The sequence below is a fragment of the Chryseobacterium sp. Leaf201 genome (genome assembly GCF_001421435.1).
GTDB lineage: Bacteria > Bacteroidota > Bacteroidia > Flavobacteriales > Weeksellaceae > Chryseobacterium.
This window is the reverse complement of sequence record NZ_LMKA01000106.1, coordinates 1-20860: the sequence shown is the minus strand read 5'-3', so window position 1 is coordinate 20860 and position 20860 is coordinate 1. Positions and strand designations below refer to the sequence as shown.

The window sequence follows — 20860 nt, the reverse complement described above, 5'->3', positions numbered from 1 at the left end:
TAATAGTATAAAAGGATTAATAATAATGATTTGTATTCCAAATATAAAAATTATCTACCAAATGAATATTTTAAGCGTACCTTATTTTGCAGGCGGACTTTCACATTTACTTCCGCTGTATGTTTTACATCATAAATATTTAAAAAAATGTCCGGAAATTGGAAATCAATTTTTAGTTAATAATAATTTGCAATTTTTTCTGAAGACACAGCGAATAGAATGTCCAACAGTCGACTATTTCGGAAAAGATAAAGAAAATCTACTTTTGTCTAATGACTTTCCGGAAATATCAAGATATGTTATAATCAAAGAACAGGAAGCTTATGAAAGAGTTAATCCCCAAATTGTGATTGAGGATAATTCTTTTACAACCCCACTGATTGCAGAGAAAAAGAATATTCCAAGAATTTCAATTCAACGTACAGGAACTTTTAGATCCATTGATGTTTGTTACAGAAATCCCCATCATGTTCATTCTATGCAAAAAGGAATCAACATCAATAGATCTGCTTTTCTTTCAGATCCTAAAAAGCTGGATATTCCAAAATTTGATAATTCAGATACTTTTTTCTTGCAAAAATATTTTGCGCCCAAAGCAAAAATTATTCCTGGGATAGCAAGTATAGAGCGTCTGCCGGAAAACATAGAAGATCGCGATTCGTATTTCTATTCAGGACCGCTTATTGTAATGGATAAGCCCTCTAAAAACCTTTCAGAGAAATTGGGTGAATTCTTAGAAAGTAATAAAGACAAATCTATCGTTTTTATAACAACAGGTACAATAGACAAAACACCTATAGATCGTTATATAGAATTCTTTGTAAAACAAGATTATGCAGTTATAACAACATGCAATTGTGAAATTAATAAAGTTTATCCCGAAAGTATTTTTCATAATAATCTGTTGCCCCTACATTATATCTGTGGAATTTCAAATCTTGTAATACATCAATGTGGTTCAGGAATGTATCATTACCCAATCATAAATGGAGTTCCTTCTTTAACAATAGGAACACAGTGCTTTGATCGTGAAGATATAGCATTAAGATTACAGGAACTTGGTGTATCCTCTCACATTCCTCATCCTGAAGATAATCCGGATTATTGGGAGATTTTTTTGGAGACAATTGATCGTTTTGAAAGAAAAGAATTAATAAATTTTAAAATGATGGATCAACTGAAAACTGAAATCGAAGAAAGTACTCATCATTTCAATATTCAAAAGGTGATCAATTATGCTTTATCTTAATATTAAACTTAAAAACATGAAAAAATCTTTTTATGAGTTATCTCAAAATGCAAATACTGATAAAGTAACACATCATGGTTATCATTTTTTTTATCCTCTTTTTTTAGAAAAATTAAGAAATGATTCATTCAATATGTTAGAAATAGGATATGGTTCTGGTGAATCTATGAAAATGTGGTGTGATTATTTTCCAAGCAGTACCATATTTTGTATGGATATAAATATTGAAAAAAATATAAATGAGAGATGTAATGTTATTAGAGGCGATCAATCTAACCTTGAAGACCTAAAAGATACAGTACAACAAATCAAAACTGCAAAAGTAATAATTGACGATGGAAGCCACAATCCACAACATCAGTATGATACTTTTATGTATTTGTTTGAAAGTTTATTAGAAGATGGAGGCGTATATATTATTGAAGATATTGAAACCAATTACTGGAATCCGAATTGTGTTCTCTATGGTTATCAGGTTGGTAATTTTGATTTAATGAAAAACATGAATAAATGCCAAGAAATGATTAATCAGGAATTTTCTAAAGTGAAAAATTCCCTGAAAATTTCTACAATAACTTATGGGCAGAATTGTATCATTATTACCAAACAAACCGTAGAAGAACAAGAGTATTTTGACAGAAAATATAGGTTTGGATTTTTAACAGTCTAATTGCATGATATAACTCTGACTTACATAAATATTAAAAAGTTAATATTATTTTAATTAAAAATTATGAATTATACATCTTTTCTTGAATCTACAGAAACAGAATTAGTTCCTTTTTTCGGAATAATTTTTCCGTATGTAGAGAAGTTTCTGGATATTGATAAGTATGTATCACCATCTTTGAAAAATAATTTGCAAAACACATTACTTGAGGAATTAAGTGCTTTTGCTGAAGTTACTTTACAGTCAGAATTAGAACAGTTTGTTTCGTATAATAATGATTCAACTTTCGAACAATTTATAATTGAAGTTAACAGCTCATTATCGAAGAATTACCCTGTTTTAGATGAGAAGCTTAAAACTCAAGTTCTCAATTTTTCTAATCATATTTTTAATATTGTCGATCGTTTTAATAAAGATATACAAGAAGTTATAAAAATATTTAATCTTAATATTTCGATTCGGGATTTAAATATCATAAACATAAAAGCAAGTTTAGGAGATGGGCATAATGGTGAAGGTACAGCATTAATATACCTCTCTAACGGAACAAAATTAATTTATAAACCGAGAAATGTAGAAATTACAAATTCGTATAATGCTTTTATAGATTGGATAAACTCTAACTTATATTTAGATTTAAAAACATTTAAGGTACTGAATCGTCAAGATTACGGATGGCTTGAATTTATAGAAGATGAAAAAATAGATCATGAAAAAGATCTTCATAAATACTATCAAAAAGCGGGAATACTTTCTGCTGTCACACTTCTTTTAGGCAGCAAAGATTATCACCGTGAAAATATAATAGCATCAGGAAAAAATCCGGTTCTGATAGACCACGAAACAATTATTCAACCTTTTTTAAGTAGTGAATTCGTAGGATCTTGGGACGAAAAACATAAAATTTCGTATTTTTCTGTCTTAGAAAGTGCTTTAATTATAAATCCTAATACGGGATTGCCTTCTGATCTTGCAGGATTCGGAGTTCCTGGAAAGCTTGAAGTAACAGAAGTTGATAAAAAGGTAATAAACTCTAATACTATAGATTCAAAACGAATAATACAATTCGTTACGAGAAAATTAGTGGAGAAAAATGTGCCAATATATAAAAATAATTACATTTTTGTCAATCAATATAAGGAGGATTTCTGTATTGGATTTTCAATGGCATATGATTTATTTTTAAGCTCGAAAGAAGAATTAAAATCACAAACATCTCCATTACAATCATTTAAGAGTAAACTTGTTCGCTATGTTTGGAGACCAACCTTTGTCTATTTTAAAATTTTAAAATATCTTAGGAATCCAGTTTTTATGTCAGGCTTTGAGGTTTATCATTCAAAATTGCGCGATTTGCTGTCAAAAGCATACAAAAGAGAAGAAATGGAAGAATATCAATTTATATTAGATTTTGAAATTAAACAGATGATGAACGGAGATATTCCTATTTTCATTCTTAAGAGTGAAGATAATTTTTTGGAAGGCAATAAATCTTTTAAAATATTCGAAAGTAACTGCCTTGAAAATATCTATAAAAGAATTGATTTGCTTTCTGATCAACATAAGAAAGAACAATTAGCATATATCAAAATTTGGTTAAACAGTTAATATTAAAACAAACATACTGATGAACCTTAAATGTCTTAATTGTGATAGTAATACAATAAATAATTTCTGTTCCGTTTGCGGACAAAAAACTTCTACACATCGATTTTCCGTGAAGCATGTTGTAAAACATGATTTTATTCACGGAGTTTTCCATCTTGATAAAGGTTTTATTTTTACTGTAAAAGAACTTTTTTTGAGACCTGGACACAGCATAAGAGAATTTATACAAGGAAAAAGAGTCAATTATTTCAATTATTTTACCTTAATTATTCTTATTTATGCAATAGGACATTTGATTGGTAAAATTCCCAGTAATACGCTTGCAGAAGTTTTAGAGACTGGTCCTACAAAGGGTAATGCGCGTGTAATGCGTGAATTTGGAAAATATATTATATTGGCAGGAGCTCCTATGTATGCTTTGGCAAGCTATCTGATGTTCTTTAAAAGTAAGCAAAATTATACAGAACATCTGGTAATGACGATGTATTTTACCTGTGGAATTTTATTTATCAATTTTATTCCGCTTTTTGCAGTGTTTTTTACATCAGAACTCAGGATTGTTCTACTTATGAATTTTTTGGTTGCTGTCTTAGAATGGATTTATTATTTTTGGTTTTTCCAACAGTATTTTTCCGCTTTTAATTATAGTAAGAAAGAACTCATATTGAGATGTATAGCAATTGTTTTGATAATAATCATAATTAGTGGATCAATCAATTTAGTAGTAAATAAGATTGGCTTACTATATATGAATTAATAATTATATTAAAAATGTCTTCAATTTTGAAGACATTTTTAATTTCCAGCACGAATCACGATATTTGGCATAAAACTAGAACCAAATGTCACAAAATTCATTTCAAGATTTTGGGAAAATAATGGTTAGAAATCCTTTGTTTTCTTATCAGATATTATTTAACGATGAAAATACAACAAAAAATCTCGATGAACTAATCCGGGATTACTTTGAAGATGAAAAGTTTCTGGAAGCCATTTTTTGGAGCTCAAAACAGCTTTACAGCACGATTTTAAAGTTAAAAAATGAAAATTTGTCCGAGAAGAAAAGAGATAGAATTCTGCTCACTCTGAAAAAATACTTAATCAGAGCTTCTACAAGACCAACCCCTTACGGAACGTTTGCCGGAACAGCAATTCAAAATATTTCAGAAAATGATACTCAGGAAAGTTTTAGTAACAAGAAGAAACTGAGGCTTGATGTAAATATCATTCGAAATATCATTCGTTCAATAGAAAATAATAAATTTCTTTCACAGCATATTTCTTATTCGGCTAATAACACTTTATACTCTTTTAATAATCAGTTTCGGTATCTGGAAATTGATAAAAAATGTAAAAACAATCCTCAGGTCAGTTCTCTTGAAAAGAATGAAATTCTAAATTTTGTTCATTCAAAAAGTAAAAAAGAAAAAGTTAATTTTCATCTCATATATAATCGGTTTTCCGAAGATTTTGAAGAACAGGAATTTCTTGAATTTTTTCATGAATTAGTAGATTCAGGATTTTTGGTCAGCGAATTAGAGCTTAGTCAGACAGATAAAAATGAACTTAGACATATTAATGAATTTCTTGAAAAATATGAAATTAAAAATTCTCCTGAAGCTCTTCAATATAAAAGTCTATTGAAATTGATTTCGGATTATATTTCAAATATACAAAATTCGCCCTCCGGAGATTTTAATAAGAGTGAATTTGAAAGCATTTCAGAATTATTTAAGGACATGAAAATTAATATGGAGAACGAACAGATTTTTCATGTCGATGTTTTAAATGAAAATGCCAGTCTTCCAGAATTTTCAGTAAATAATTTAAGAAATCTGAATGAAGCAATCTCTATACTCAGTAAAATTACTGCCAAAGGTCAAAGAGAATCTGAAGTGGAAAGTTTCATAAAAATTTTCTCTGAAAAATATGAGACAGCTTCTGTTTCTTTATTGGAAGCATTGGATCCTGAAATTGGGATTGGTTTTCCTGCCAGTGAAAATATTGGAAGTGTTTCAAACAATGAATTCATTAATTTTACTAAAAAATCAATTAAAGATCAATCTAAAAATAAGCAGAATTTTTCTTCATGGCTGATTAATAAAATAGAAAGTTTATCACATGGAGAAACAGAAATAAGAATTAATAAAAACGATTTACAAGATATTCAGGATCAAAACAGTTCTTTATCAAACAGTTTTAATATTGTAGGACAGGTTTTAAATTCAGATAAAATCTTGTTGCAAAGTGCAGGCGGAGTTCATGCCAATACACTGCTTTCAAGATTTGCTTACATGAATAATGAAATTCAGTCTCTCTGCAAAAGCATTGCCTATTTTGAGAAAGAAATTTCAGATGATATTATTTTTGCGGAAATTATTTGGATTCCAGATGGAAAAGAAGCCAATATCACCAGAAAACTGACTTATTTCAATTATGAAATTCCGATTTATTATAATAGTTCATTCCCTATAAGAAATCAGATTTCACTACGGGATATTTTAGTTTGCATAGAAAATAATGAAATTGTTTTAAAATCTAAAAACCTTAAGAAAAGGATCATTCCGAGATTATCAAGCGCTCATAATTTTATGGCAAGTAATAATTCTATTTATAGATTTTTATGTGCGCTCCAGGATCAGAACCCCTTAAATTTGGCCATTTTGCCAGATTTTTTAAGTTCTAAAAAAAGATTCTTTCCACGAATTGTTTTTAAAAATATTATCCTTCATCCATATTGTTGGATTTTACAGGAAAGTAATATTACAACAATTAAAAATTCTCAAATTCCGCTTCAGAAACTAAAAGATTTTTTCAAAAAATGGAATGTAAATCAGTACGTTCTGCTTTGTCAAGGGGATAATGAATTGTTTTTAGATACTTCCAATGATTCTTATCTTGATATTTTATTAGACGAAATTTATAAAAACCATAAAATAATTGTTTTAAAAGAGTGGTTATACGATCCTAACAGCACAGATAGTTTTGTTAATCAGTTTATTCTTCCATTAAAAACTAATCAGCCAAAAGCAATGACAAAGTCTTCTTTAAATTATGTTCAAACTGGAAAAAGAAATTTTCATCCAGGTGAGAAATGGCTTTATTTTAAAATTTACTGTGATGCAAATTATTCTGATGTTATTCTTAAAAAGCTTTTCAAACAAATAAAAAAGCTTGAAAAAAATAAGCTGGTTGAAAAATGGTTTTTCATTCGTTATCTCGATCCGCATTATCATATAAGATTAAGAATTCAGATGAAATCAGATCAGTTTTCAGGAGAAATTATAAGTCAGGCAAATCAAAATCTTGGATATTTTATTAAAAAAAATATTATCTGGAAAATTAGTTTAGATACTTATAATCGTGAAATAGAAAGATATTCAGTTTCTGAAATTGATACTGCAGAATACATTTTTTATAAAGATTCTTTACTTTTTTCAAAATTTTTAAAGCATGAAGATTTTAATGATAATATAAAATTAAGAATGTTCTCGGCTGCAAAAAATGTGGATTCTTGGTTGGATCTATTTAAATTAGATTTAAAAGCAAAAAAAGACTTTTGTGAAACCATGAAAAATTCGTTTGCAAAAGAACAGTCAGAAAATTTTAAAATTGAAACTGAAAAAAAATACCGCGAAAATCAAGATTTATTTCATTCGTTTTTAAAAAATGATACATTTGTGCAGTTTTTCAGGGAAAGAAATCGAAATTTAGCAGAATTGAATTTAAATAATCAAAATTTGCAGGATTTCATTCACATGAGTCTTAACCGATGGTTTATAGCTAACCAGAGAAACTGGGAATTTCTGATTTATTATTTCTGTCACAAATATTACAACAGATGTCTGTATAGTTCCTCTGAAAAAGATTTATAAACAACACAATGATTAAACAACATTCTCCGTCAGACGGATTTTTAGAAAGAGTCGTCAATTTCGATTTTGAACGTTTTTACACCAGAACAAACAGAATAATTTGCCATGTTTTGATGTGGCTTTTATTTGCTGCATTAATTCAGGCAGGATATTATTTCGGATACAAATTTACTTTTGTTACCGCATTCTTTTTTTCGATACGTTTAACACTATGTAATATCATTATCTTTTACTTACTCTTTTATTTCATTATTCCTCAGACACTTAATAAAAATAGGGCTATACTATTTATTATACTGATTCCCATCTGTTTTCAGCTGTGGCTTCTTGCAAATCATTACTATTTTGTTTTATTGTATAAATACCATGCGGGTTTGGAAGATAATATTTTATATAGCCTTCTTAAGCAAAATAATGAAAAATCTGCCCTTGAAATTATTTCAATCAAAAATGTAATTTCTCATGCTTTTGATGTAATTGTTGCAATTTCTCCGTTTTTATTTATTAAAATTACGTTTGATATGAGCAGAATTTATGCAGCATCAATTATTACTAATCGGGAAAATCAAAAACTTCAATATCAGAATGTTGTAATGGAGAAAAAATTTCTCCAGACACAATTGAATCCACACTTTCTGTTTAATACGCTTAATAATTTATATGGCTTAACGATTAAAAAAGATGATATTGCACCGGAACTTATTCTGAAGCTTTCAGAAATCATGCGATACACGCTTTATGATATTAATGTTGAAGAAATTCCTGTTCAGAAAGAAATTGATTTTATTGAAAACTATTTTGAAATGGAGAAAATGCGATATCCTGCAGAATATGATATTACGCTTATTGTTGATAGCGATGATGAGAATACCAGAATATCTCCGTTGTTATTCTTCACATTTATCGAAAATGCTTTCAAATACGGATTGAAATCTGAAATTCCCTATTTGAAGATTTATATTGAAACTAAAGAAAAAAAGGTTTATTTTGCAGTTGAAAACGATACACCCATGAATACTGATAAAAAAGATTCGCAATATGGCGGAATAGGCATAGATAATGTTAAAAAAAGATTATGCTTATTATATCCGGATAAACATGAACTTAATATTCAGGAAAGAGGTGATACATTTATAGTTGAACTAAAATTAGATCTTAGCGATGAATAAAATCAAATGTTTAGTGGTAGACGATGAACCCATCGCACGAGAGATTATTGAAAGCTTTATAGAAAAAACTCCGTTTTTAGAACTGATCGGTTCTTTTGGCAAATCTCTGGATGCATTAAATTTTATTCAGAATAATAAAGTAGATATTATTCTTACCGATATTGAAATGCCACAACTTACAGGTCTTCAGTTGATTAATTCACTGTCGCAAAAGCCTGCAACTATTTTTATTACTGCATATCGCGAATACGCTTTGGAAGGTTTTGATACCGGTGTTGTTGATTATCTGGTAAAACCAGTTTCTTATGATCGGTTTTTAAAAGCAATAAACAGGGCAAAACAATCTTTAAATAATCAGCAGGAAAATAAAATTGTTCTTTCTCAGGAAAAAGTGGACCGTATTTTCATCAAAGCTGATAATAAGCTTGTCAAAATTTTATTTGAAGATATTATTTATATTGAAGCATTAAAAGATTATCTGCGTATTCATCTCTCAGAAACCGAAAGATATATTACCCACTCTACAATGAAAGCGATCGAAGAAAAGCTTCCTGATAATTTTTTCAGAATACAGAGATCTTTCATTATCAATACAAAATTTGCAAAATCTTTTTACGGAAACACAGTTCGGATGACGATTGGTGAGAATTTACCGATTTCATTATCCGCAAAAGCAGAGCTGTTCAAAAAGCTCGGAATAGAAAATAACTAAATGCTCTAAGAACATTCATCGGATAAAAAACAGGTTTCGCCTAAATTACCCTTCATTTGGTCTAAATTAATTTTAAAATCATCTCATGTTTATCATTTTTGAATTACTAAAAATGATAACCATGAAAAACACCAACACAAAAACACCAAACAAAAAGAGTAAATTGATTCTTAAAAAAAGAGTTGTATCAGCAAACAATTCTACAGGTGAAAATACACTTGATCCTACCATTATCATCATGACAACATCCCTTATTTGGTAAACCGAATATTATTATGACTGTTTTGTGTCTCTATATTATTCAGGATATAATTCTGGATCATGTACTGAAAAAATACGTTTCAGATATGCCATTTCTAAAACTGAAGAAAATAAAAGTTCAGGAATTGCTTAGCCACAAAATGATCTCACTATCCGATATTATTATTATCGAGCCTGATTTTTTAGAGAATGATTCATTTCATTCCATAAAATATAACATTAGTACAAAACCGACTATTTTTATCAGTGATAATAATAATCTTATAGATATCTACGGGCATGCAAATGCTGTTTATCTTAAAAAATCATTCAATTATTCAGATTTTGTAAATGGAATGAGTTTGTTGATTGACAACCAAATGTAGAATCTATACGAAGTCCCTAATTCTGAAATTTCAAGCATTAATCCTCTTCAAAAAATTAAAACAATTAGAGCTGTTTCTAATCCATTGAAACAGCTTTTTTATCTAAAAGAGTACCAACAATATTACTTTCTTAAGGTTATTATCTAAACTAATCGAAGTTTCGTCGAAAAAATCTGGCACTTCATCTAAAAGATTTCATGTAAATCATATTGTAAAATACTTTTACTCAAAGTTTTAAGCTTTAGAACACCATTCCGATTAAATAAAACCAAAAACTGCTAACCATGAATTCTCTAAAAAATACAACTATCGACTGGACTGCCCCTGATTTGTTGAATCAAATCGTTCAGAATATTAAGAATCCTCTGGAAACTATTCTTTCAGCAAGCAGTCAAAGAGATAGCTTTCAAAACGAAATCATATTTACAAACAGCGAGCAGATCAATAAAATTATCGAGGAAATTTTATTGGAAATCAAATCAAAATCAGTAAATGTTACACTTCACAGCAAACCCGATATTTTTGAGATTTATGAATCCAATATCAATGTAAAGTCGATGTGTATTAGAGAAATTCAGCCTGGGAAAATTACCAAACCCGACCAGAATTGGCTTGTAAATCTTGAAAAGGAGATCTATCAGTCAATAAATCAAAATGATGTTAATATTTACGATTTGTCTTACAGGATGGCAGTAAGCGAAAGACAGTTGTACAGAAAAATTACAGGGTTAATTCATTTAACACCAAATAAATACATAAGAATTCTTAAGCTTCACAAAGCAAAGCATATGATTGATAATTATATCCAGAATTCTATTTCACAGATTGCTTATGCAGTAGGATACAACGATGTACATTATTTTTCTAAGCTTTTCAGTGAGCAGTATGATATTTCACCTAAAGAGCTTATTAATTCTCTTCAATAACTTCAAGATGTAACTTACAGATCAACATAAGGCAGAGGAATACTTTCAGAAATAATTTCTAAAGCCTGGAATGATAAAGTTTTAAAAAAGCACTTATTGAAAATCCTCAAGAGACTTTAGAAAGTTTATTTTAAAACAAATCTTCCTGATAATAAAAAAATAAAAGTTACCTATCAGTCAGATCCCGAATATTAATATTTCTGTGAAATTTAATAATGAACAGAAGCTCGGAAATAAAGATTTACATCCAATATCCGACAGATCAAGTGAAGATAGTAAAAGGTTTACCTCATATGATAAGTCAGTAATACCATAGAAATTGGCTGATTTACACTTATAAAAACAAATAAATTGCATAACCATTAAATTTAAAAAAAATGAAAAGAGTACTTTTCTTCTTGGGTCAGTTAGATGACATGGACGTAGAATGGATGATCAAAAATGGCCATAAAATAGAAGTAGAACCACAAACCAAGCTAATTAAAAAAGGCGAACCTGTAGAAAACCTTTATATCGTGCTTTCCGGGCAAATGTCAGTTTGTGCAGATGATTCTGCCATCGAAAATATTGCAACACTAAATGCAGGGGAAATCGTGGGTGAGATGTCATTCGTAGAGTCGAGATCACCTTCTGTATCAGTGGTAGCGGCAAAACATTCTTCAGTTTTTGTGATTCCAAAGGATTTAATTACCAGAAGGATGAATGAAAACCCAAGCTTCAGAGCAAATTTTTATTATGCGATTGCATTATTTCTATCAAACAGGCTTAGAAATACAACCGATCAGTTAGGATACGGAAAACCTGAAGAAGAAGATTTGATTGATACCAATATTCTTGATGGTGTATCTCAGGCAGGATCAAGATTCGGACAAATCTTACACCGTTTTTCAGAAGTTTAACCGAAAAATAAAAACTAATTCATGAGGTCTGCTAAATCTATTTTAAGAATTTTTTTAATTTGTGTAAGCAGTTCTGCTTTCAGCCAAACGGTCATCAACGGTGATCTGATTGATTTATCTGGCTTGGCATTCGCTAAAAGTCCGAATATTCAACGAAATTATTTTTCGATTCAGGATTCGGAAGCAGAATTGCAAATTCAGAGAAGTATCTTTGATTATAATCTGAATTCAGAGCTTGCTTACCAGAGAAATCATTATTGGCTTTTTGATACCGATACCAGAAATCTATATGTAGATCGAATTTTGAAATCTAATACAGTAGATTTTTACTCTAAATTACAGAAGAAAATAAGATCAGGGCAGACTTTAAAATTAGATTTACAGTATTCATTTAATAATGACAATTTCCCATTTAATAATTTCAGTCAGTTTATCGGACCAAGAGTTGGAGATTATACACAAATTCTGAAATTGTCTTTGGTACAGCCGCTTTTAAGAGGTCGCGGAACAAGAATTACCACGATTTCCGAAAGGGTTGCAGGATTATACATTGAGATCACAAAAGAAAACTCTGCGTATGGTAATTCTTATGAAATTTTGCAGATCGGCGATGCATACTGGAATTATTATACCGCATTCAAAAATCTTGAAATTTATTTGCAGAACGAAAAGCGTGTAAGAGATGTACTTGAAATGACCAAAGAACTCGTAAAAGCAGATAAAAAACCAGCAGGAGATTTATCACAGATTTATGCAGACTTGGCAAACCAGGAAAAACTTACGGTTACGGCGCAGCAAAATCTTTATAATGCAAGATTAAATTTAGGCAGGGTAGTTGGTTTAAGTGATGATGAAAGCCAGCAAATCGGAGATCCTCAAAATGGTTTTCCAACCGCCCAAGAATCCGGGGTTTCCCAAAGTTTAGATAAAGAATTTTTTACAAATCTTGCTTTGCAAAACAGGAATGATCTGATTGCTGCTCAGAAATCCACAACTGCAGCAGAAATGCAATACGAGTTGGCGGAAAACAACAAAAAACCTCAACTCGATCTGGAAGGATTTTTCTTCTACGGCAATGCAAGTCAGGGAAATGGAAGGAATTATAAATTCTCATCGTTAGTTAATGACGAAGGAAGATATATGGGAGCAGGTGCAAAACTTACTTTTTCATTTGCATTAAATAACAATTTTGCAAAAGGAAATTTATACAGAAGCAGAGTTGCACTTACTGACCAGAATGTAGTGACAAAAAACCTTCAGAGAAATATTGAATTGAACATCAGTACAGCCGTCAATAATTTGCAGAGCAGCGTTCTTATTCTGGAAAGATCAAAAGAAGCGCTCGAAAATTACCGAAAAGCATTTAATGATGAGCAATTGAAATTTCAGACAGGTCTTACCACACTTCTGAATGTTATTTTATTTCAGGAAAGATTAACCAATTCTGAATTGCAGTATTTACAGGCACAGCAAAATTTCGCCTTATCAATTTTAAATCTGAGACACGAAACGGGAACATTGATTTCCCAGGATGCTAAAGGATTTAAAATAAACCGGGAATCATATTATTCTATACCAAATCAAAACTAAAACCAAAAGATATGTCAGCAGGTTTCTTCAGAAAGTCAGCATTAGAAAAACTTTCGACTCCGGAAAAATTAGATCAGCTTATAAAAGTTACAGGACCGAAATCCTGGATTGCACTTAGCTTAATTGCTTCAGCTTTAGGCATCGCAATTATTTGGTCAGCTCTTGGAAGAGTAAAGACCAAATTAGATGTTATTGGTGTTGTTCAGGGCGGTGAAGTTCACGAAGTGGTTTCCACCGCACAAGGGCAATTGGTAGAACTGAAAGTCGTCATCGGAGATAATGTAAAAAAAGGAGATGTTATCGCAACCATTCAGCAGCCGGAATTATCTCAGCAGATTGAAGATGCAAAAGCAGTTTTATCTGACAGAAAATATGAAATGGGAAAAATTGTTTCTTACGGTAATGAAGGAAACGAAATTCAGGGAGAATACATTAACCAAACCCGAAAAAGCATCGGTGGAGAAATTGAAGCCGAAAGAAAAAAATTAGCATTTCTATATAATCAGCTGGAATCAGAAAATACATTGTTAAGTAAAGGTTTAATTATTAAATCTCAGGTTGCCAATACAAAACAGCAGATCGAAGCTTCAAAAAATACCATTGAAAGATTAAAAGGGCAGATTGTAGAAACTTCAAGTCAACAGCATAATCTGAATTTTGACAGACAGCAGAAAGTGACGCTTCAAAATCAAAGAATTGATGAAGCTCAGAGAAATCTTCAGTTTTTAGCTGAAAAATATGATACTAATAAAAATATCAGAAGTCCTTATGACGGAGAGGTGGTTGAGGTTCTTACCGACAGAGGAGTTGTTGTAGGACAGGGAACGCCGCTTTTCAAGGTTAAAAATAAAGGAAGCCAAAATTTAGCAAAACTGAATGGTGTTTTATATATTCCTTCAAAAGACGGAAAAAAAATAAAGAAAGGAATGGAAGCTTTGGTCGCTCCTTCTACGATTCAGCCGCAGGAATATGGTTTTATTAAGGCAAAAGTTACTTATGTTTCAGATTTTCCTATCACAGAAAGAGGAATGCTTACTTCAGTTAAAAACGATCAGCTTGCAAAAGGTCTGCTAGCCGGAGGTCCTTTATTTGAAGTGCATGTTGACTTCGAAAAGGATCCTGCTTCTTTCAGTGGTTACAAATGGACTTCCGCAAAAGGGCCGGATATTCTGATTAAAGAAGGAACATCCTGTATTGGAAAAGTAACAATAAAAGAAGAAGCACCTGCTACGATTGTGGTTCCGGCATTTAAAAAATTCTTTGACCTGTACTAAATCTAAAACAAATGAAAAACAATTCCTCTTTTGTAATAGACAAACAGGCAAGACCTGTGAGAGTTCCTACTGTTCTGCAAATGGAAAGTGTAGAATGTGGAGCAGCAGCTTTAAGTATTATTTTAGGGCATTTCGGAAAGTTCGTTCCGCTTGAAAAGCTGAGAATCAGCTGTGGAGTTTCAAGAGACGGTTTGAAGGCTACTAATATTATAAAAGCAGCAAAAGAATTTGGTTTAGAAGCAAAAGGATATTCCAAATCTATCGAAAAGCTGATGCAGATAAAAACCCCGGCAATTATTTTCTGGAATTTCAATCATTTTCTCGTTTTAGAAGGTTTTACAAAAAATAAAGTTTACCTCAGTGATCCGGCTCAGGGAAGATATACTGTAACACATAAAGAATTTGATGAGTCCTATACCGGTGTTGTATTGACTTTCAATCCTACTGAAACTTTTGAAAAAGGTAATCAAAAAAAAGGATTGATTCCTTCTTTGTCTTCAAGGATTGTTAATTCAAAAATGAGTATTGTTTATATTATCATTGCAAGCTTACTTCTGGTAATTCCGGGATTGGTAATCCCCTCTTTTCTTCAGGTTTTTATAGATAAATATCTAGTAAATAATTACTCAGGATTTGTTATGCCCTTGTTATTGATTATGGGCGGCATATTGCTTATAAATTGTGCGCTGGTTTATCTGCAGCAATATTATTTATTAAAGCTTGAAACCAAAATTGCATTGGCCACATCAAGTAAATTTTTATGGCACGTTTTCCATTTGCCGATTGCATTTTTTACGCAGCGTTACAGTGGTGAAATCGGGAGTAGGGTATCATTAAATGACAAAGTCGCAAAATTATTAAGCGGTGATCTTGCCAACGCGGCCCTTAATGTAATTGTAGTTGTATTTTATGCCTTACTAATGTTTTCTTATGATGTTTTTTTAACATTGATAGGGATTTTCATGGCAGTAGTAAACATTATAGTTCTACAGATTGTATCAAGAGCCAGGAAAGACGGGAACAGAAGAATGAGCAACGAAACCGGAAAACTTTTAGGAACTACAACTTCCGGGATTAGTATGATTGAAACCCTAAAAGCTTCCGGAAGAGAAAATGATTTTTTTACCAACTGGATCGGGCATTTAGCCAAAGTAATGAATTCCCAACAGGAATTAGGATGGCTTACTGCAAGACTTAATGTCATTCCGCCATTGGTTTCTTCATTAACCACAAGTATTATTTTAGGAGTCGGAGCTTTAAGAATTATGGATGGTGAGATGACTTTAGGAGCTTTGGTAGCTTTTAGCTTTTTAATGGGAAATTTTATTAATCCTGTTAATCAATTAATTGCTGTCGGAACCCTGCTTCATGAAACCGAGAGTGACATGAACCGTATTGATGATGTTTTAAATTATGAAATCGATAATCAGTTCAGAGAAGAAAATAAGATCACTCCGGAAATTGAAAATTCGGTAAAAAACAGACTGATTGGCTATTTTGAAATGAAAAATGTCACTTTCGGATATAATCCTACAATGCCGGCTTTAATCGAGGATTTTAGTTTAAACCTAAAACCAGGAAGCAGAGTGGCATTAGTAGGAGGATCGGGAAGCGGAAAATCGACCGTAGCGAAAATTGCATCCGGATTATACGAACCCTGGAGCGGAGACATTTTCTTTGATGATATTCCTAAAAGAAATATTCCGAGACATATTATTAATGAATCTCTAGCGGTAATTGACCAGGATGTTTTGGTTTTCAATGGAACGATCAGCGAAAATATATCATTCTGGAACCCGATGATTCCAGAAAAACAAATCATACAGTCTGCACGTGATGCTGCAGTTCATGACGTTATTGCATCACGAACCGATGCTTATGACAGTAAAGTAATGGAAGGAGGAGCAAATTTCAGCGGCGGACAAAGGCAAAGGCTGGAAATCGCAAGAGCATTATCAAGCAATCCGTCAATTTTAGTAATGGATGAAGCAACAAGTGCATTAGATTCTACCACTGAAAAACAGGTGATGGATAACATCAAAAAAAGAGGATGTACCTGTCTTATTGTAGCCCATCGATTAAGCACAATTATCGACTGCGATGAAATTATCGTAATGGATTTCGGTAAAATTGTGGAAAGAGGAACACATCAGGAACTGATGAAGCTAAACGGAGTGTATACCAAGTTAATAGAAACCAAATAATTGTTTTGCCATGTCTAAAAATGAAAAAATATATATAGGCGTTGAAGAACCTTTTGTACTGAACTCTACTGAGCAATTATGGTTGATACTAGCCGGTGAAGTTAATATTTTTTATACTAAAATTGATAAAAATGGAAAATATTTATGTGCATTAAAGCATCTTTATGCTGCTAAAAAAGGAGAAATTATATTTAGTCTTTTAACAAAATCAACAGAGAATGATACCAGACTTGTGGTTTTCTCAGAAAATGCTGTTTTGCTTCCTGTTAATAAAAGCGATTTACTGAATGTTGATCATCTTTTTCTTAAAAATATGATTAACAAATGGATTCTAAAAACCTCTACGGAAATTAGCTGTTTGTCTGCGCCAAGAGTTTATAAACCTCTGGACAGTTTTGAAGAAATACAATTAAATGAAAACAGTACCGCTTATCCGTCCAATAATATTAACTGGATTAATCTACTTATCGGAAACATTGAATATTTTTCGGGAAATTCATCGCTTTCTGCTGCCGATGAATATAAATTCCCGGTTCCGGTTTCTAATAAATTATGGATTACAGGCAAATCAAAAGATACAAGAGTTAGAGTTCTGAGCACAAGAGAAGTTATTGAAGAAAATATTAATTTTTTAATCTCCATAGATCATCTTTTGGCTTACTTTAATGGCCAGCTTAATAAAAACATTGCTGCTCATCAAAATCAGGAGCAAAACTATTTCGATGAAAAACTGAAGGTTGAGCAAAAGCAGCTTACACAGACTTTAGAGAAAATAAAATCTATTGTTACCGAAAACACGCTGAAGACAGATTATAATCCGTCTGAATTTAAAAGTTCAACCATAAAAAATACGCTTTTTGCTACCTGTAAAATTATTGCTGAACATGCCAAATTTAAAATTGAAGAACCGAAACATATAGAGTCTTACCAGAACAGCACTACAAATCAATTATATGCCATTGCTAAAAGTTCAAATCTCAGAGTGCGAAAAATTATTCTGAGAGGAGTCTGGTGGAAAGAAGAAAATGGAGATTTATTAGCTTTCACAAAAACTGAGAAGATTCCCGTTGCACTCATTCAGAAAAATTCAGAAACTTATATTCTTAAAAATTCGGAAACTGGAATAGAAACCGTAGTTAACTATGAGGTTGCAGAAAGTTTAGAGCCGATAGGTTATATGTTTTTTTCAGGCTTTGATAAGAAAATGGGATCTATGAAACAGGTTTTAAGCTTTGCAATGGCTGGCGTAAAAAATGACGGTAAAAATTTAATTCTCGCTGCTCTGGCAGGAAGTTTAATTGGTTTGCTAATCCCTATTATGTCTGGGAAAATGTTTGATGACGTGATTCCTACTGCAGATCGCTCAATGCATTTTGAGGTGTTTTCCATAATGATTATGATCGGCTTAATTTCGGCTGGACTACAGTTGGTTCAGGGGATTTTAAATCTTCGTGTTGAATCGAAATCAAGTATTAATTTACAGGCAGGCGTAATGGATTATATCTTAAGGTTACCCGTTACATTCTATAAAAAATATACAGCAGGAGATCTTACGAACAGGGTTTTAAGCATCAATACAATCCGGCAGGTTCTCTCAAATACCTTAATTACAGCAGCATTGAGCGGTGCATTTTCTTTCGTAAATCTAATTTTATTATTCTATTATGATTCTAAATTAGCCTGGATCGGAATTCTTTTAGGAGCTATTGCCGCGGCCTTCATGATTATTATCGGCCTTTTAAAACTAAAACATGATCGGCAAATATCAGAATTACAGGGAGAAACGCAGGGTTTTCTGTTTGAATTTCTGTCTGGAATTACAAAAATAAGAATGACGGGTGGTGAAAAAAGAATTTTTACATTATGGTCAGAGAAATTTTCGAAAATTAAACAATTGGGTTTCAGTTCAGGAAGTTACCAGAATTTTGTGGAGATTTTTAACAGTTCTTATCCCTTGTTTACCAGTGTTTTTTTCTTTTCATTTATTTATTATACAGTTCTCAATGCAGATGGGCAGATAAATATGCTTACAGTAGGCTCTTTCATGGCATTTATTACTGCTTTTAATAAGTTTTTAAATGACAGTCTGCGATTGAGCATGGCCTTAATAACTTCTTTAAATGTAGTTCCATTGTATGAAAGAGTAAAGCCGATCTTAGAGGCAGAACCTGAATCTACGGAACAAAGCCATGATCCGGGAGAACTGGAAGGCGAAATAGAAATGAATTCTTTATCATTCAGATACCATGAAGATCAGCCTTTAATCCTTAAAAATATTTCATTTAAAATTAAACCGGGTGAAATGGTAGCATTTGTAGGCTCTTCCGGTTCGGGGAAATCTACAGTGATGAGATTGCTTTTAGGTTTTGAGCAGCCTGAAGCAGGATCTATTTTCTACGACGGCGGTGCTTACGATTCTATGAATAAAGAAATGGTAAGAAGACAGATTGGTGTCGTTTTGCAAAATGGATCTTTAATGTCGGGGAGTATTTTCCAGAATATTGTAGGAAATTCAGAACTTTCTCTTGAAGATGCATGGGATGCTGCAAGGATGGCAGGAATGGAAGAGGATATCAAACATATGCCAATGGAAATGCATACTGTTGTAAGTGAAGGCGGGGGAACTTTTTCAGGAGGGCAAAGGCAAAGGCTGATGATTGCAAGAGCTATCGTTCATAAGCCAAGGCTCTTGTTTATGGATGAAGCAACAAGTGCTTTAGACAACAGAACTCAGAATATTGTTTCTGAAAGCTTAGATAAATTACAGGCTACAAGAATTGTAATTGCCCACAGATTAAGCACGATAAAAAATGCCGACCGAATTTTTGTAATGGATAAAGGTGAAATAGTTGAATCTGGAACGTATGACGAGTTAATGGAATTAAATGGATTGTTTAATAAACTCGCAAAACGTCAGATTGCATAATTATGGAAAATACTTCTATTTGTCTTTCTGATAATCTGAAATCATATTTTGAGAATAAATTTATACTAAAAGAAACACATAAAGAACTTTTTAGAGAAGACAGCTCTGCTATGTATTGGGAACAATTTTTAGAGAAATCATCAGGAGAGACATTTGAAATAATAAGAAAATTTTATCCACAGCTATATTTTCAGATAGAATACGGAATTGACAAATCACAGGATTATATCAATCTCGTTCTTAAAGGAAAGCCTTTAACAGATTTAAAAATAACTTTAAATCTTAATGCCCCCAAGGAAATCAGCGTAAAAATTTATAATAGTGTTTACGGAAAGATTCCTGTAATTATAATTCCGGATGAAGAAGACTTCAGAACTGTTATTCAGTCTCTTTTACATAAGAATAATCCTGTGCCCGTTTCTTTAGCAATGGGAGCAGTTCTTATTAAAGGAATAAATAACTGGAGTAGGATACATGATTTAAAAAACAACTGGCTGAAAAATAATCCTTTCGGCGATTGGAATTCTGAATTTTCTTTAAATATTATACCGAATCATACTCTATATAAAGACAGAATTATTATCCTGAGCACAAAACCTTACAGTAATGTTTCTGCGGACAAATTAGGCATTTCTGAAAAAGATTGGAATTTATTTTCACTGTCTATAAGGCTGGAGCATGAATGTACCCATTTATATACACTTAAAAAATATGGGTGTGCATCTAATAACCTGCATGACGAATTAATTGCCGACTATATAGGGATAACAAAAACTTACGGTAGTTACAATAAGGTTTGGATGCTTCAATTTATGGGTTTGGAAGAATATCCGAAATACCGTACAGGAGCGAGACTCGAAAATTATTTTCCTAAGTCAGAATTTTCTGAAAAGGATTTTAAGGAACTAATTTTCTATATAAAAAATGCGATTGAAAATATCAGTGCCTTTGATACAATAGTAGGGAAAATAAAATCGCCTGCCGATCAGATATGTAGAATACAAAGTCTGTGTGAAACAAATTTGATTCAATTAAGTTCTGAAAACGAGCTAAATTTAATTACCGAAAGATACAATAGACTCTATGCTCAAAATGAAAATAACTAATATTATTTTTAAAAATTATAACAATT

At 31.7% G+C, this 20860-nt stretch carries 15 protein-coding genes; all 15 read left to right on the top strand.

Annotation, left to right across the window (positions count from 1 at the left end):
* A partial coding sequence (locus ASE55_RS16225) for a glycosyltransferase (protein WP_238585073.1) occupies positions 1-1249 on the top strand: 1249 nt, incomplete at its 5' end.
* A 16-nt stretch (positions 1250-1265) separates the two neighbouring features.
* On the top strand, positions 1266-1919 hold the full coding sequence (locus ASE55_RS16220; protein WP_128414598.1) for a hypothetical protein: 654 nt from the start codon (positions 1266-1268) through the stop codon (positions 1917-1919).
* Positions 1920-1982: 63 nt separating this feature from the next.
* Positions 1983-3527 (top strand): type 2 lanthipeptide synthetase LanM, encoded by a 1545-nt coding sequence (locus ASE55_RS16215; protein ID WP_056222042.1) that lies wholly within the window; start codon positions 1983-1985, stop codon positions 3525-3527.
* A gap of 109 nt (positions 3528-3636) precedes the next feature.
* Positions 3637-4284 (top strand): DUF3667 domain-containing protein, encoded by a 648-nt coding sequence (locus ASE55_RS16210; RefSeq protein ID WP_056222039.1) that lies wholly within the window; start codon positions 3637-3639, stop codon positions 4282-4284.
* Positions 4285-4369: 85 nt separating this feature from the next.
* Positions 4370-7402 (top strand): lantibiotic dehydratase, encoded by a 3033-nt coding sequence (locus ASE55_RS16205; RefSeq protein ID WP_056222038.1) that lies wholly within the window; start codon positions 4370-4372, stop codon positions 7400-7402.
* Positions 7403-7776: 374 nt separating this feature from the next.
* On the top strand, positions 7777-8571 hold the full coding sequence (locus ASE55_RS16200) for a sensor histidine kinase (protein ID WP_157844659.1): 795 nt from the start codon (positions 7777-7779) through the stop codon (positions 8569-8571).
* On the top strand, positions 8564-9283 hold the full coding sequence (locus ASE55_RS16195; protein ID WP_056222032.1) for a LytR/AlgR family response regulator transcription factor: 720 nt from the start codon (positions 8564-8566) through the stop codon (positions 9281-9283). Before ASE55_RS16200 ends, ASE55_RS16195 begins: the two co-directional genes overlap by 8 nt.
* Before the next feature lie 121 nt (positions 9284-9404).
* Positions 9405-9545: a hypothetical protein gene (locus tag ASE55_RS20355; protein ID WP_157844658.1), complete on the top strand. Its 141-nt coding sequence runs from the start codon at positions 9405-9407 to the stop codon at positions 9543-9545.
* Between the two features lie 648 nt (positions 9546-10193).
* The gene (locus ASE55_RS16185) at positions 10194-10835 is read left to right on the top strand and encodes a helix-turn-helix domain-containing protein (RefSeq protein ID WP_056222027.1); all 642 of its coding nucleotides are present in this window, start codon (positions 10194-10196) and stop codon (positions 10833-10835) included.
* Between the two features lie 377 nt (positions 10836-11212).
* Complete coding sequence (locus tag ASE55_RS16180; RefSeq protein WP_056222024.1) at positions 11213-11734, top strand: cyclic nucleotide-binding domain-containing protein; 522 nt, start codon at positions 11213-11215, stop codon at positions 11732-11734.
* A gap of 303 nt (positions 11735-12037) precedes the next feature.
* Complete coding sequence (locus tag ASE55_RS16175) at positions 12038-13324, top strand: TolC family protein (RefSeq protein ID WP_410493067.1); 1287 nt, start codon at positions 12038-12040, stop codon at positions 13322-13324.
* Positions 13325-13335: 11 nt separating this feature from the next.
* A complete protein-coding gene (locus tag ASE55_RS16170) occupies positions 13336-14598 on the top strand; it encodes an NHLP bacteriocin system secretion protein (protein WP_056222019.1) in 1263 nt (420 codons plus the stop codon).
* Positions 14599-14609: 11 nt separating this feature from the next.
* The gene (locus tag ASE55_RS16165; RefSeq protein ID WP_056222017.1) at positions 14610-16802 is read left to right on the top strand and encodes an NHLP family bacteriocin export ABC transporter peptidase/permease/ATPase subunit; all 2193 of its coding nucleotides are present in this window, start codon (positions 14610-14612) and stop codon (positions 16800-16802) included.
* Between the two features lie 10 nt (positions 16803-16812).
* Complete coding sequence (locus ASE55_RS16160) at positions 16813-19728, top strand: NHLP bacteriocin export ABC transporter permease/ATPase subunit (protein ID WP_056222014.1); 2916 nt, start codon at positions 16813-16815, stop codon at positions 19726-19728.
* A gap of 2 nt (positions 19729-19730) precedes the next feature.
* Positions 19731-20834, top strand: a complete 1104-nt coding sequence (locus ASE55_RS16155) for a DUF7005 family protein (RefSeq protein WP_056222012.1) — start codon at positions 19731-19733, stop codon at positions 20832-20834.
* Positions 20835-20860 lie beyond the last annotated feature (26 nt).

What these genes read in the sequence shown, in the direction of transcription:
- ASE55_RS16220 (WP_128414598.1), top strand. Translation starts at nt 1,266, where the DNA reads ATGAAAAAATCTTTTTATGAGTTATCTCAAAATGCAAATACTGATAAA.
- ASE55_RS16180 (WP_056222024.1), top strand. Translation starts at nt 11,213, where the DNA reads ATGAAAAGAGTACTTTTCTTCTTGGGTCAGTTAGATGACATGGACGTA.
- ASE55_RS16165 (WP_056222017.1), top strand. Translation starts at nt 14,610, where the DNA reads ATGAAAAACAATTCCTCTTTTGTAATAGACAAACAGGCAAGACCTGTG.
- ASE55_RS16215 (WP_056222042.1), top strand. Translation starts at nt 1,983, where the DNA reads ATGAATTATACATCTTTTCTTGAATCTACAGAAACAGAATTAGTTCCT.
- ASE55_RS16185 (WP_056222027.1), top strand. Translation starts at nt 10,194, where the DNA reads ATGAATTCTCTAAAAAATACAACTATCGACTGGACTGCCCCTGATTTG.
- ASE55_RS16195 (WP_056222032.1), top strand. Translation starts at nt 8,564, where the DNA reads ATGAATAAAATCAAATGTTTAGTGGTAGACGATGAACCCATCGCACGA.
- ASE55_RS16205 (WP_056222038.1), top strand. Translation starts at nt 4,370, where the DNA reads ATGTCACAAAATTCATTTCAAGATTTTGGGAAAATAATGGTTAGAAAT.
- ASE55_RS16155 (WP_056222012.1), top strand. Translation starts at nt 19,731, where the DNA reads ATGGAAAATACTTCTATTTGTCTTTCTGATAATCTGAAATCATATTTT.
- ASE55_RS20355 (WP_157844658.1), top strand. Translation starts at nt 9,405, where the DNA reads ATGAAAAACACCAACACAAAAACACCAAACAAAAAGAGTAAATTGATT.
- ASE55_RS16170 (WP_056222019.1), top strand. Translation starts at nt 13,336, where the DNA reads ATGTCAGCAGGTTTCTTCAGAAAGTCAGCATTAGAAAAACTTTCGACT.
- ASE55_RS16160 (WP_056222014.1), top strand. Translation starts at nt 16,813, where the DNA reads ATGTCTAAAAATGAAAAAATATATATAGGCGTTGAAGAACCTTTTGTA.